The 12,630-nt window shown below is 71.3% G+C and carries 14 protein-coding genes; 1 reads left to right on the top strand and 13 read right to left on the bottom strand.

Annotated features, from left to right (window positions below; translation table 11 throughout):
• Nucleotides 1-3 precede the first annotated feature (3 nt).
• Together KUM38_RS15635 and pyrR are read right to left on the bottom strand one after the other, a co-directional pair.
• Nucleotides 4-984 (bottom strand): aspartate carbamoyltransferase catalytic subunit, encoded by a 981-nt coding sequence (locus KUM38_RS15635; protein ID WP_217129983.1) that lies wholly within the window; start codon nt 982-984, stop codon nt 4-6.
• 103 nt (nt 985-1,087) lie between these two features.
• Nucleotides 1,088-1,681: a bifunctional pyr operon transcriptional regulator/uracil phosphoribosyltransferase PyrR gene (pyrR, locus tag KUM38_RS15640; protein WP_217129984.1), complete on the bottom strand. Its 594-nt coding sequence runs from the start codon at nt 1,679-1,681 to the stop codon at nt 1,088-1,090.
• A 264-nt stretch (nt 1,682-1,945) separates the two neighbouring features.
• On the opposite strand from pyrR, the gene bldD reads away from it, so the two are divergent.
• On the top strand, nt 1,946-2,449 hold the full coding sequence (gene bldD / locus KUM38_RS15645; protein ID WP_014671524.1) for a transcriptional regulator BldD: 504 nt from the start codon (nt 1,946-1,948) through the stop codon (nt 2,447-2,449).
• Nucleotides 2,450-2,605: 156 nt separating this feature from the next.
• On the opposite strand, the gene nusB is transcribed toward bldD, so the two are convergent.
• The 11 genes from nusB to ruvX form a co-directional block, all read right to left on the bottom strand.
• Entirely contained in the window at nt 2,606-3,034 is a 429-nt protein-coding gene (gene nusB, locus KUM38_RS15650) for a transcription antitermination factor NusB (RefSeq protein WP_217129985.1), read from the bottom strand.
• 2 nt (nt 3,035-3,036) lie between these two features.
• Nucleotides 3,037-3,603: an elongation factor P gene (gene efp / locus KUM38_RS15655; protein ID WP_217129986.1), complete on the bottom strand. Its 567-nt coding sequence runs from the start codon at nt 3,601-3,603 to the stop codon at nt 3,037-3,039.
• Nucleotides 3,604-3,673: 70 nt separating this feature from the next.
• Nucleotides 3,674-4,780, bottom strand: a complete 1,107-nt coding sequence (locus KUM38_RS15660) for an aminopeptidase P family protein (protein ID WP_217129987.1) — start codon at nt 4,778-4,780, stop codon at nt 3,674-3,676.
• A 303-nt stretch (nt 4,781-5,083) separates the two neighbouring features.
• The gene (locus KUM38_RS15665; RefSeq protein WP_217129988.1) at nt 5,084-5,953 is read right to left on the bottom strand and encodes a Pro-rich N-terminal domain-containing protein; all 870 of its coding nucleotides are present in this window, start codon (nt 5,951-5,953) and stop codon (nt 5,084-5,086) included.
• Nucleotides 5,954-6,079: 126 nt separating this feature from the next.
• Entirely contained in the window at nt 6,080-7,171 is a 1,092-nt protein-coding gene (gene aroB, locus KUM38_RS15670; protein ID WP_217129989.1) for a 3-dehydroquinate synthase, read from the bottom strand.
• Nucleotides 7,168-7,683 (bottom strand): shikimate kinase, encoded by a 516-nt coding sequence (locus KUM38_RS15675; protein WP_217129990.1) that lies wholly within the window; start codon nt 7,681-7,683, stop codon nt 7,168-7,170. Before KUM38_RS15675 ends, aroB begins: the two co-directional genes overlap by 4 nt.
• Nucleotides 7,680-8,864, bottom strand: a complete 1,185-nt coding sequence (aroC, locus tag KUM38_RS15680) for a chorismate synthase (protein ID WP_217129991.1) — start codon at nt 8,862-8,864, stop codon at nt 7,680-7,682. Before aroC ends, KUM38_RS15675 begins: the two co-directional genes overlap by 4 nt.
• 183 nt (nt 8,865-9,047) lie before the next feature.
• Nucleotides 9,048-9,473, bottom strand: a complete 426-nt coding sequence (locus KUM38_RS15685; RefSeq protein WP_217129992.1) for a hypothetical protein — start codon at nt 9,471-9,473, stop codon at nt 9,048-9,050.
• A 51-nt stretch (nt 9,474-9,524) separates the two neighbouring features.
• On the bottom strand, nt 9,525-10,352 hold the full coding sequence (locus KUM38_RS15690; protein WP_217129993.1) for a shikimate dehydrogenase: 828 nt from the start codon (nt 10,350-10,352) through the stop codon (nt 9,525-9,527).
• The gene (gene mltG / locus KUM38_RS15695; RefSeq protein WP_217129994.1) at nt 10,352-12,019 is read right to left on the bottom strand and encodes an endolytic transglycosylase MltG; all 1,668 of its coding nucleotides are present in this window, start codon (nt 12,017-12,019) and stop codon (nt 10,352-10,354) included. Before mltG ends, KUM38_RS15690 begins: the two co-directional genes overlap by 1 nt.
• 127 nt (nt 12,020-12,146) lie before the next feature.
• Nucleotides 12,147-12,611 carry a Holliday junction resolvase RuvX gene (ruvX, locus tag KUM38_RS15700; protein WP_217130039.1) on the bottom strand — a complete coding sequence of 155 codons (465 nt, stop codon included), beginning with the start codon at nt 12,609-12,611 and terminating at the stop codon, nt 12,147-12,149.
• Nucleotides 12,612-12,630 lie beyond the last annotated feature (19 nt).

Genomic DNA, 12,630 nt, shown 5'->3' on the forward strand with positions numbered 1-12,630 from the left:
TTCTTACTTCTCCTCGGTGGTACGGGCGTGGGTCACGGCGGGTTCGTTGCCGCCCAGCAGCAGGTAGAGGACGGCCATCCGGATGGAGACCCCGTTGGTGACCTGCTCGATCACGGTGCAGCGGTCGGAGTCCGCGACCTCGGCGGTGATCTCCATGCCGCGGACCATCGGGCCGGGGTGCATCACGATGGCGTGCTCGGGCATCCGCGCCATGCGGTCGCCGTCGAGGCCGTAGCGGCGCGAGTACTCCCGCTCGGTGGGGAAGAACGCGGCGTTCATCCGCTCGCGCTGGACGCGCAGCATCATCACCGCGTCGGACTTGGTCAGCGTCGAGTCGAGGTCGTACGACACCTCGCAGGGCCAGGTGTCCACGCCGACCGGCAGCAGGGTCGGCGGGGCGACGAGGGTGACCTCGGCGCCGAGGGTGTGCAGCAGGTCGACGTTGGAGCGGGCGACCCTGCTGTGCAGGACGTCGCCGACGATGGTGATGCGCCGTCCTGACAGGTCCTGCCCGAGTCCGGCGTCCCGGCCGACCAGCCGGCGCCGCATGGTGAAGGCGTCGAGGAGGGCCTGGGTGGGGTGCTGGTGGGTGCCGTCGCCCGCGTTGATGACGGCGGCGTCGATCCAGCCGGAGGTGGCGAGGCGGTACGGGGCCCCGGAGGCGCCGTGCCGGATGACCACGGCGTCGACGCCCATGGCCTCCAGGGTCTGGGCGGTGTCCTTCAGGGACTCGCCCTTGGAGACGCTGGAGCCCTTGGCGGTGAAGTTGATGACGTCCGCGGAGAGCCGCTTCTCGGCGGCCTCGAAGGAGATGCGGGTGCGGGTGGAGTCCTCGAAGAAGAGGTTCACCACGGTCCGGCCGCGCAGGGTCGGGAGTTTCTTGATCGGCCGGTCGGCGACCCGGGCCATCTCCTCGGCGGTGTCGAGGATCAGGACGGCGTCGTCGCGGGTGAGGTCGGCGGCCGAGATGAGATGACGCTGCATCTGTCAGGCTCCGTAAGGCAGTTCAATGAGGCGAAATCGGGCAGACGGGTACGCGCGTGGGCGTGCCGGGCCGACGCACGCCGTCGGCGTGCGCTCCGCGGTGCTACTGGGCGGTCCGCTTGGCGCCGAGCAGCACGGTGTCGCGACCGTCCTCCTCGGCGAGCAGGACCTTGACCGTCTCCCGCAGCGACGTGGGGAGGTTCTTGCCGACGTAGTCGGCGCGGATGGGCAGTTCGCGGTGGCCGCGGTCGACGAGGACGGCGAGCTGCACCGCGCGGGGGCGCCCGATGTCGTTCAGCGCGTCGAGGGCGGCGCGGATGGTGCGGCCGGAGAAGAGCACGTCGTCGACGAGGACGACCAGCCGGCCGTCGATGCCGTCACCGGGGATCTCGGTGCGGGCCAGCGCACGCGGCGGGTGCATGCGCAGGTCGTCGCGGTACATGGTGATGTCCAGCGAGCCGACCGGGATCTTGCGCTCGGTGATCTGCTCCAGTTTGGCGGAGAGCCGCTGGGCGAGGAAGACGCCTCGGGTCGGGATGCCGAGGAGCACCACGTCGTCGGCGCCCTTGGCGCGTTCGACGATCTCGTGGGCGATGCGGGTCAGCACCCGGGCGATGTCGGGGCCTTCGAGAACGGGCCGCGCATCGGACTGCGGTTCCTGCTTGTCCTGCGTGTCCTGCGTGTCCTGCGTGTCCATGTGAAACGGACCTCCTTCTCCGCCTCACGGGACGGACCTTAAAGGACGTCGGATTGCGCCACTCAGGCTATCAGGCCGGAATACACACGGAACGACACCCCCGATCACTCCAATGGCGTAGCCGATCTTCGCTACCACGGAAGAGTCGGTGTGGACCATTCGGCTTGACGCACGAGAGTAACGCTGCGTAACCTCACAGTGAGTTACCAGCCGCGCGGCATGGAAACCAGCCAGAGTCGCGTCGACACAGTGCCGGGGAGCTATATGTCCAGCGAATACGCCAAACAGCTCGGGGCCAAGCTCCGGGCGATCCGCACCCAGCAGGGCCTTTCCCTCCACGGTGTCGAGGAGAAGTCCCAGGGCCGTTGGAAGGCGGTCGTGGTCGGTTCGTACGAGCGCGGCGACCGCGCCGTGACCGTGCAGCGCCTCGCGGAGCTGGCGGACTTCTACGGCGTTCCGGTGCAGGAGCTGCTGCCGGGTACGACCCCGGGCGGCGCCGCCGAGCCGCCGCCGAAGCTGGTCCTGGACCTGGAGCGGCTGGCCACGGTGCCGGCCGAGAAGGCGGGCCCGCTGCAGCGCTACGCGGCGACGATCCAGTCGCAGCGCGGTGACTACAACGGCAAGGTGCTCTCGATCCGCCAGGACGACCTGCGTACCCTCGCCGTCATCTACGACCAGTCGCCGTCGGTCCTCACCGAGCAGCTGATCAGCTGGGGCGTCCTGGACGCGGACGCCCGCCGCGCGGTGGCCACGCACGAGGAGGCGTAACCGCTCCGCGGGTACGCAGAAACGTGCCGCCGGGGTGGCCGGAACCTCATGGTTCCGGCCACCCCGGCGGTTTTTCGTCAGCCGGCCGCGGTCTCTTGTCGGCCGCGGGCCGTCGAGGGCTGAGCGCGCGGTTCCCCGCGCCCCTACGGGGCGCTTCTACTCCCGGCGCAAGGACGGCTTGAGCTCCTTGAGCCGACCGAGCAGCCCGTTCACGAAGGAGGGCGACTCGTCCGTGGAGAACTCCTTCGCCAGCTGCACCATCTCGTCGAGGACCACGGCGTCCGGGGTCTCGTCGACCCAGATCAGCTCGTAGGCGCCCAGCCGCAGGATGCTGCGGTCGACGACCGGCATCCGGTCGAGCGTCCAGCCGACCGAGTACTGGGCGAGCAGTTCGTCGATGCGCTGCGCGTGCTCCGCGTAGCCCTCGACGAGCTGCATCGTGTACTCGCTCACCGGCGGCTGCCGGGTGTCGGACCGGGCGTGCCGGACCCAGTCGGCGAGGACGGTCAGGACCTCGGCGCCGCGCTGGTCGCCCTCGAAGATGATCTGGAAGGCGCGTTTGCGGGCCGTGTTGCGGGCAGCCACGGTTAGCTGTTCACCCGGCCGAGGTAGTCGCTGGTACGGGTGTCGACCTTGATCTTCTCACCGGTGGTGATGAAGAGCGGGACCTGGATCTGGTGGCCGGTCTCCAGCGTGGCCGGCTTGGTGCCGCCGGTGGAGCGGTCGCCCTGGACGCCCGGCTCGGTCTCCTGGATCGTCAGCTCGACGGCGGCCGGGAGCTCGACGAAGAGCACCTCGCCCTCGTGCTGCGCGACGGTGGCGGTGAAGCCCTCGATGAGGAAGTTGGCGGCGTCGCCGACGGCCTTGCGGTCGACCATGAGCTGGTCGTAGGTCTCCATGTCCATGAAGACGAAGTAGTCGCCGTCCATGTAGGAGAACTGCATGTCGCGCTTGTCGACGGTGGCCGTTTCGACCTTGACGCCGGCGTTGAAGGTCTTGTCGACGACCTTGCCGGAGAGCACGTTCTTGAGCTTGGTGCGCACGAAGGCCGGGCCCTTGCCGGGCTTGACGTGCTGGAACTCGACGACGGACCAGAGCTGGCCGCCTTCGAGCTTGAGCACCATGCCGTTCTTGAGGTCGTTCGTGGAAGCCACGGTTGCGGAATCTCCTGGACTGGACTGACGTGGACGACGGCCGGGGCGTGCGCCCGCGCCCAGCGTGGGGCTAGAGCGCGAGCAGCTCCTTGGTCGTGATGGTGAGTAGCTCGGGTCCGCCGTCCGCCTCGGGGCGTACGACGAGCGTGTCATCGATCCGGACTCCGCCCCGGCCCGGGAGGTGGACCCCCGGTTCGACGGTGACCGGCACACAAGCGTCCAGTTTACCCATGGCCGCGGGGGTCAATTGAGGGTCCTCGTCGATTTCGAGTCCGACGCCGTGACCGGTGAGCTTGGGGAGTGCCTCGGCGTACCCGGCGGAATCCAGGACGTGGCGTGCCGCGCGGTCCACGTCACGGCAGGCGGCGCCGGGGGCGAGGGACTCGCGGCCGGCACGCTGGGCGGAGAAGACCAGGTCGTAGAGCTCGATCTGCCAGTCCGCGGGGGCCGTGCCGATGACGAACGTACGGCCGATCTCGCAGCGGTAGCCGCGGTAGGTGGCGCCCAGGCAGACGGAGAGGAAGTCGCCCTCCTCGACGCGGCGGTCGGTGGGACGGTGGCCGGGGCGGCCGGCGTTCGGGCCGGTGGCGACGGAGGTGGGGAAGGCGGGGCCGTCGGCACCGTGGTCGACCAGGCGGCGCTCGAGTTCCAGGGCGAGGTGGCGTTCGGTGCGGCCGACGAGGATGGACTCCAGGAGTTCGCCGAGGGCCTGGTCGGCGATCTCCGCGCCGATGCGGAGGCAGGAGATCTCTTCCTCGTCCTTGACGACGCGGAGCTGTTCGACCGCGCAGCCGATGCCGGTGAGGCGGAGGCGGGGGGCGACGTCGCGGATCGCGCGGTGGCGGGTGACGGTGAGGTGGTGCTCCTCGACGGCGAGGGAGTCGACGCCCTGGCCGACGGCGAGGCCGGCGGCCGCGAGGGTGGCGTCGCCGCCGATGCCGGGTACGACGTGCACACGGAGGGATTCGTCGGGGCGGCTCTGCGGTGAGCGGTCGTCGGGTGGGCCGGCGCAGACCAGCAGGTCCTCGGTCCTGCCCAGCAGGAGCACGGCGCCCTCGGGGGCGGCGCCGGCGAGGTAGCGCACGTTTGCGGGCCGGGACACCAGCGCCGCCGCGCTGCCGCCCGCGTTGCAGCATTCCCGTAGCCGCGTCCGGCGGACCGCGTAGACCTCTGACATTCTTCGAGCGTAGGAGCGGTGGCTGGATGTCGCCGGTCGAGCGGGGCCGAGTGGGGGTGCGGCAGGGGCGCGTCGTGGGGTCGGGGGTGTGGGGGTGCGGCTCGCCCGCCGCAGTCGCGCCCCTCCGGTGCTGTCACAGTGGACCCGGGCGGGGACCAGGTGAGCGGCGGGCTCCGCCGCACCCCCACACCCCGCTTTGGTCCGTCGGCGTCTGCGGCACGGTCCTGCAACTGCAACTGCAATACCCGGCTGCGGGCAGTCGTGCCCCCAGGGCGGCACGGGGTGGCTACAGGGGCCCCGCGTTCACCACTGTGGAGGGCTCGCTATCGCACGGGCCAGGACGTCGTCCAGGATGCGGGCCGTTTCCGGTATGCCCAGCTGGGAGTTGTCGATGATGGGGAGGCCCGAGCCGTACCAGCCGGCCATCCGGCCGTGGATACGGGCCACCTCCTCGTCGCTGAGACGCCGGTTGCCGGACCGTTCCGCGTTGCGCTCCAGGACGATGTCCAGGCCGGGGAGGAGGACCACGGGCAGCAGGCCGGGGCCCACGTGCCGTTTCCAGCCGCCGAGGCCCACGACCGGGCGGTCGGGGAAGACCGCGTCGTCGAGGATGCACGAGATCCCGTTGGCCAGGAAGTTGCGGGCGGCGAAGCCGCAGGTGCGGCGGGCCAGGCGGTACTGCGCCTCGGAGTTGTCGTTCCACCCGGACTGCGGGTCGGCGAAACCGGAGCGGACCCACTCGCGTACGTCGTCGAGGCTGATGTGGGCCGTGGGGACCCGGCGGTGGTCCGCCCAGTACTTGGCCACGCTCGTCTTGCCGGCGCCCGCGGGGCCTATGAGCAGCACGGCGATGATCGTGCCGGCCGGGTCGGGGACCGCGGGAGCCTGCGGCGAGCTGGGCATGGCGACCGGGCCGCCGGGCGGCAGCGGTACGTGGCCGGTGGTGTCCGGCGGCGGGGGCATCGAGGCGTGCCGCGGGCCCGCGGGGGGCGGGGTGGGACCGGGCGGAGGCGCGGGATAGCCCGGTGCCGGAGGAGGTCCGGGCACAGGGACGGGTCCCTGGTGCGCTCCCGGGTGCTGGCCCGGGTGGTGTGCGGCCGGTGACCAGCCGACGGCCGGTCCGTGCCCCGGCTGGTGGGGCGGCGGCAGCGGAGAACCCACTGCGTGCTGCATCCGGTGCCACTCCGTCTCGTACAGGCGATGGGGCGCTGACAGCGGGGGTGACCCGCGTGCTACCGAACGGTACCGCCCCCTGCCGCCGTTGTGTGAACGGCCGGGGGCGGTGATGAGTGCCCGGGGCTACTCCCCGACCTCGCCGTACGCTGCGAGGAGGACGGCCGGGTCCGGGCCTTCGAGCACCGTGGGCTTGGCGAGGCCGTCGAGGACGATGAAGCGCAGCAGGTCGCCGCGGGACTTCTTGTCGACCTTCATGTTCTCCAGCAGCTTGGGCCACTGGTCGTAGCGGTAGTGCAGGGGGAGCCCGACCGATTCGAGGATCGTGCGGTGGCGGTCCGCGGTGGCGTCGTCCAAGCGGCCCGCGAGACGGCCCAGTTCGGCGGCGAAGTGCATGCCGACGGAGACCGCCGCGCCGTGGCGCCACTTGTAGCGCTCGTTCTTCTCGATGGCGTGGCCGAGGGTGTGACCGTAGTTCAGGATCTCGCGGAGACCCGATTCCTTCAGGTCGGACGAGACGACTTCCGCCTTGACCCGGATCGAGCGCTCGATCAGCTCCGCGGTGTGCGGGCCCGACGGGGTGCGGGCGGCCTGGGGGTCGGACTCGATGAGGTCCAGGATCACCGGGTCGGCGATGAAGCCGGCCTTGATCACCTCGGCGAGTCCGGAGACGTAGTCGTTGACCGGGAGGGAGTCCAGGGCGGCCAGGTCGCACAGGACGCCGGCGGGCGGGTGGAAGGCGCCCACCAGGTTCTTGCCCTCGGCCGTGTTGATACCGGTCTTGCCGCCCACGGCCGCGTCCACCATGGCCAGGACGGTGGTCGGGATCGCGATCCAGCGGACTCCGCGCAGCCAGGTCGCGGCGACGAAGCCGGCCAGGTCGGTGGTGGCGCCGCCGCCCACGCCGACGATGACGTCGGTGCGGGTGAAGCCGGACTGGCCCAGTGCCTTCCAGCAGTAGGCGGCGACCTCGGCGGTCTTGGCCTCCTCCGCGTTGGGCACCTGGATGGCGATCGCCTCGTAGCCCTGGTCGGCCAGGTCGGCGCGGAGCGCGTCGCCGGTCTCGGCGAGTGCCTCGGGGTGCACGATCGCGACCCGCTTGGCCCGGTCACCGATCAACCCGCCCAGCTCTCCGAGGAGCTGACGTCCCACCAGGACGTCGTAGGGGTCGGTGCCCGCCGTGCCGCCGATGGCGATCCGCGTCACTGCCTCGCTCATGCTTCCTTCAACTCCAGTGCGTTCAGGGCGGCTTCCGTGACCTCTTCGGGGGTGCGGCCGTCCGTGGGTACGACGGCGGTGGCGGCCTCCTCGTACAGGTGTCGCCGCGCCTCCATCAGCTCGCGCCACTGCTTGCGCGGGTTGACCGCGAGCAGCGGGCGGGCGGCGTTGAGGCCGGTGCGCTTGACCGCCTCCTCGACGTCCATCGAGAGGTACACGACCCGCTGTCCGGCGAGCAGGGCGCGCGTCTCCGCGTCGAGGATCGCGCCGCCGCCGAGCGCCAGGACGCCGTCGTGCTCCGTGAGCGCCGTGCGCACCGCGCGCTTCTCGATGGCGCGGAAGGCGGGCTCGCCCTCGTCGACGAAGATGTCGGCGATGGTCCTGCCCTCGGCGGTGACGATGTCGTCGTCGGTGTCCCGGTAGCCGACCCCCAGCCGCTCGGCCAGCAGCTGCCCCACCGTGGACTTGCCCACGCCCATGGGGCCGACCAGCACGATGACCGGTGAGCTCATCGGATGGCCAGGTTCTCGAGGTACGACGTCACGTTGCGGCGGGTCTCGGTGACGCTGTCGCCGCCGAACTTCTCCGCGACCGCGTCCGCGAGGACCAGGGCGACCATGGCCTCGGCGACGATGCCGGCGGCCGGCACGGCGCACACGTCGGAACGCTGGTGGTGGGCGGCGGTCTCCTCGCCGGTGACGACGTCCACGGTCTTCAGCGCCCGCGGCACGGTGGCGATGGGCTTCATCGCCGCGCGTACGCGCAGCAGCTCACCGGTGGTCAGTCCGCCCTCGGTGCCGCCGGAGCGGCCGGAGGCCCGCTTGATGCCCTCGTCGGTGGCGAGGATCTCGTCGTGCGCCTTGGAGCCGGGCACGCGGGCGAGGTCGAAGCCGTCGCCGACCTCGACGCCCTTGATGGCCTGGATGCCCATGAGGGCGGCGGCCAGGCGTGCGTCCAGGCGACGGTCCCAGTGGACGTGGGAGCCGAGGCCGACCGGGACGCCGTACGCCAGCACCTCGACCACGCCGCCGAGGGTGTCGCCGTCCTTGTGGGCCTGGTCGATCTCGGCGACCATCGCCTTCGAGGCGTCCGCGTCCAGGCAGCGCACCGGGTCGGCGTCCAGCCGCTCCACGTCGGCGGGGGTCGGGTAGACGCCGTACGGCGCCTTGGCCGCGGCCAGCTCGACGACGTGGCTGACGATCTCGATGCCGGCCGTCTCCTTCAGGTACGACCGTGCCACCGCGCCCAGCGCCACGCGGGCCGCGGTCTCGCGGGCCGAGGCGCGCTCCAGGATCGGCCGGGCCTCGTCGAAGCCGTACTTCTGCATGCCGGCCAGGTCGGCGTGGCCGGGGCGGGGGCGGGTCAGCGGGGCGTTGCGCGCCAGGCCGGCCAGCACCTCCGGGTCGACCGGGTCGGCCGCCATGACCTGCTCCCACTTCGGCCACTCGGTGTTGCCCACCATGACCGCGACCGGGGAACCGAGGGTCAGACCGTGCCGGACGCCGCCGAGGAAGGTGACCTCGTCGCGCTCGAACTTCATCCGGGCGCCGCGACCGTAGCCCAGCCGCCGCCTCGCGAGGTGGTCTGCCACCATGTCCGTGGTGATCGGCACGCCGGCGGGAAGGCCCTCCAGCGTCGCGACGAGTGCGGGACCGTGCGACTCCCCCGCGGTCAGCCAGCGCAACCTGCTCAACGGTGCTCCTCAATGCTCGCGCCCCGGTACTGCCCTGCGTACACGTGTCCTCGTGTACGGCTGTGGCGTGACGGGGTGCGCGGCCCCGGTCCGCCACCTCCGATCCTCCCACGTCCGGGCCGGGCATCCGGCCGTCGGTCCATCAGGCGGACGGACGGGATCACGGGCCGGGCGGCGGAGGAATCAGGCCGGGCCGTCGCCCTGGCGGGGCTGGGGCGCGTAGGCGCCGAGGAAGTCGGCGCCGCTCGGCTGCGGATCCCGCCGGTCCGCGTCGCCGCCCTGCCGGCGCGGCGGCGCGTACTGGCCCAGGTGGTCGGCGCCGCTCGGCTGCCGGGCGGCCTGCGGCGCGGGACTGTTCGGCTGCGGTGCGTAGGCGCCCAGATGGTCCGCGCCGCTGCCCTGGCCGTGCTGGGCCGCCGCGTGGATCGGCCGGCCGTTGCGGACGGCGCGGCGGTACGCGATCTTGCGCTTGATCTTGACGACCCAGGACGCGACGACGGCGAGCACGATCAGGGCCAGCACCGTGATCTGCACCCAGTCGGGCAGAAAGCCCAGCACGGACTCGAATATCTGGGACTTCACCGACGCCAGCGGCATGCCTGCGGACATGGAACGCGTTCCCCTCCCCTGTTCCGCCCCCTGCGGAACCGAGGGTGGATCTTAGCGGGCCGCGAGAGCCCGCTCGCCCGCTTTTCGCATGGCGTCCAGCGGGGCCGGTGAACGCCCCGTCATCTGCTCCACCTGGAGCACCGCCTGGTGCACCAGCAGGTCCAGTCCGCTGACCACGGCGCCCCCGTACGCCGACCAGCGGGCGGCGAGAACGGTCGGCCACGGGTCGTAGAGCACGTCGAAGAGGGCCGTCGGACGCTCCGGGACGGCCCTGGCGAGGGTGTCCGTGACGCCGGCCGGGGTGGTGCTGACGACCAGCGGGGCGTGCAGGGCCTGCTCGGCGTCGTCCCAGTCGGCGATGCGGACCGCGACGTCGAGCCGCTCCGCCCACTGGCGCATCTCCGTCGCACGGGCCTCGCTGCGGACATACACGGTGACCTCGCCCGAGCAGATCCGGGCCAGCGCGGCGAGGGCGGAGGAGGCGGTGGCGCCCGCGCCGATGATGGCGGCGGACTCCACCTTGTCGATGCCGTGCTCGCGCAGGGCGGCGACCATTCCGGGGATGTCGGTGTTGTCGCCGGTCCGGCGGCCGTCCGGGGTGAGGACGACCGTGTTGACCGCCTCGACGGACGTCGCGGTCTCGCTGATCGAGTCGAGCAGCGGGATCACCGCCCGCTTCAGCGGCATGGTCAGCGACAGTCCCGCCCACTCGGTCCCGAGCGTGTCGAAGAAGCCGGGCAGGGACTTCTCGTCGACCTCGAAACGGTCGTACGTCCAGCCTTCCAGGCCCAGCTCGGCGTAGGCGGTGCGGTGCAGCACCGGGGAGAGCGAGTGGGCGATCGGTGAGCCGAGTACGGCTGCCCTGCGGGCGGTCGACATCAGTTGCCCCTCGACGCGTTGAACTTCTCGACGAGCTTCTCGTGCTCCGCGATGGTCTTGGCGAACTCGGTCTTGTGCATGCCGTCCGTGGCCACGAAGTACATCCAGCCGTCGCCCGTCGGATCCAGCGCGGCCTGCAAGGCCTCCTCGCCCGGGTTGCCGATCGGGCCGGGCGGCAGGCCCCTGTTGGTGTATGTGTTGTAGGGGTCGGGGTTGCTGTTGATCTCCGACTCGGAGATGTCGATCTCGCTCTGGCCCAGGAGGTAGTTGAAGGTCGAGTCGAACTGGAGTTTCTGGTTCGTCTCGGTATTGGTGGCCTTGAGGCGGTTGTAGATGACCTCGGACATCTTGCGGAAGTCTTCGTGGGTCTTGCCCTCCGCCTGTACCAGGCTCGCGACCGTCACCAGCTCCCACGGCCCTTCGAGACCGAGGCTCTCGGCCTTCCCCTCGAAGTCCAGCTCCTCGTACTTCTCGGTGGCACGAGCCACCATCTGCTTCAGTACCGCCTCGGGTTTCTGGTCCTTGGCGACGGCGTAGCTCGACGGGTAGAGGAAGCCCTCCAGCGGGTCCTTGACGTCCCCGTGGTTCACCGCCCAGTCGGGCAGGCCGAGGCTCTTCCACTTGCTCTCGGCGACCTTGGCCGTGGTGCCCTTGTCCAGTTCGAGACGTTTGTCGATCAGCTCGTAGATGGCGACGTTGCGCTTGCCCTCGGCGATGATCAGGTTGTCGCGGCTCTTGGGGCTGAGCATCAGTTCGACCGCGCTCGCGGCCGACATCTCCTTCTGCAGCGTGTAGACGCCGTCCTGGATGCTCTTGCCCTGCGGGTTGGCCGACTGGGCCGCGACGAAGGCGTCGACGCTCTTGACCACGCCCGCCTTCTTGAGCTCCTGGCCGATGGCGTACCCGCCGGAGCCCTTGGGGATCGTGACGGTCACCTGCTCGCCGTTGCCGGCCCCCGCGAAGTCCGGGGCGCTGCCGAAACGATCCTGGTAGAACTGGTAGCCGAAGTAGCCGACACCGGCGATGCCGCCGCCGAAGACCACGACCACGACGAGACAGGCCAGGCCGCTGCGTCGTTTCCTCTCCTTGCCGCCCCGGCCCCGGCGGTCGCCGCGCCCGCTCCGGTCGCCCGGCTCGTCGTCGCCGGCGTCGTCCTCGTCACCACCGCCCGCGAAGAACGCGTGTTCGCCCTGGTCGGGGCCCGGGTCCCAGTCCGTCTGCGGTTCGGGGTCGGCGCGGCGGCGGCCGGGGGGCTCGGGCGGCGGGTAGGCGTCGGGGGTCGCGTAGTGGTCGGGCTGCTCCCCGCCGTAGGTCCCGGACTGCTGCGCGTACGGGTCCGTCGGGTCGGCGGCGTAGGGGTCCTGCGGGTAGGAGCCCGTGGGCCAGCCGTTCTGGTCGTACTGCGGCTGTTGCTGCTGGTCGTACTGCGGCTGTTGCTGCTGGTCGTACTGCGGGTACTGCTGCCCGCCGTACCCGTGCTGCTCGCCGGTGCCCCAGTCGCCGTACTGCTGGTGCGTCTGCGGCTGCTGCGGATAGTGCTGTGGCTGGCCGCCGTAGGGGGACTGCTGACCCTGCTGGGTCTGCTGTCCGCCCCATCCGCCGTCCCCGTACAGCGGGTCGTCCGGATGCCACGGTTCGGAGCCTTGGCCCCGGCCATACTCAGTCATCGATCCCCTAGAGCCGCGAGGCAGCGGGCGCGCGGCCACCTGAAGACCACGGCTCCTGTCCCGCCTCTCTCTGTGCGGCGGCTGTTCGAACACCGTCCGCATCGCGCGGAACGTTACCGTATCGCGATCAGATGACCACTTCGACGCCCTCGCCGGGTGGCCTGCCTGACACCCGTTCGGATTCCAGTGCCTGCTGGAGGATGATCACAGCGGCGGCCTGGTCGATGACCGAGCGGCCCTTCTTGGACTTGACGCCGGAGGCTCGCAGTCCCTGGCTCGCCGTGACCGTGGTCATCCGCTCGTCGACCAGGCGCACCGGGACGGGCGCGATGCCGCGGGCCAGCTCCTGCGCGAAGCCCCTGACCTTGGCCGCGGCCGGGCCCTCGCCCCCCTTGAGGGAGCGAGGGAGACCGACGACGACCTCGATCGGCTCGTACTCCTCGACGAGCTGCTTCAGCCTGCGGTGGGCTGCGGGGACGTCCCGGCCGGGGACGGTCTCGACCGGCGTGGCGAGGATCCCGTCGGGGTCGCACGAGGCGACCCCGATACGGGCGTCCCCCACGTCGACGGCGAGACGGCGGCCCCGGCGCAGCGCCGGGGTGTCCCGCTGG

It is taken from the genome of Streptomyces sp. AC558_RSS880 (genome assembly GCF_019049255.1).
In the GTDB taxonomy this organism is placed as follows: domain Bacteria; phylum Actinomycetota; class Actinomycetes; order Streptomycetales; family Streptomycetaceae; genus Streptomyces.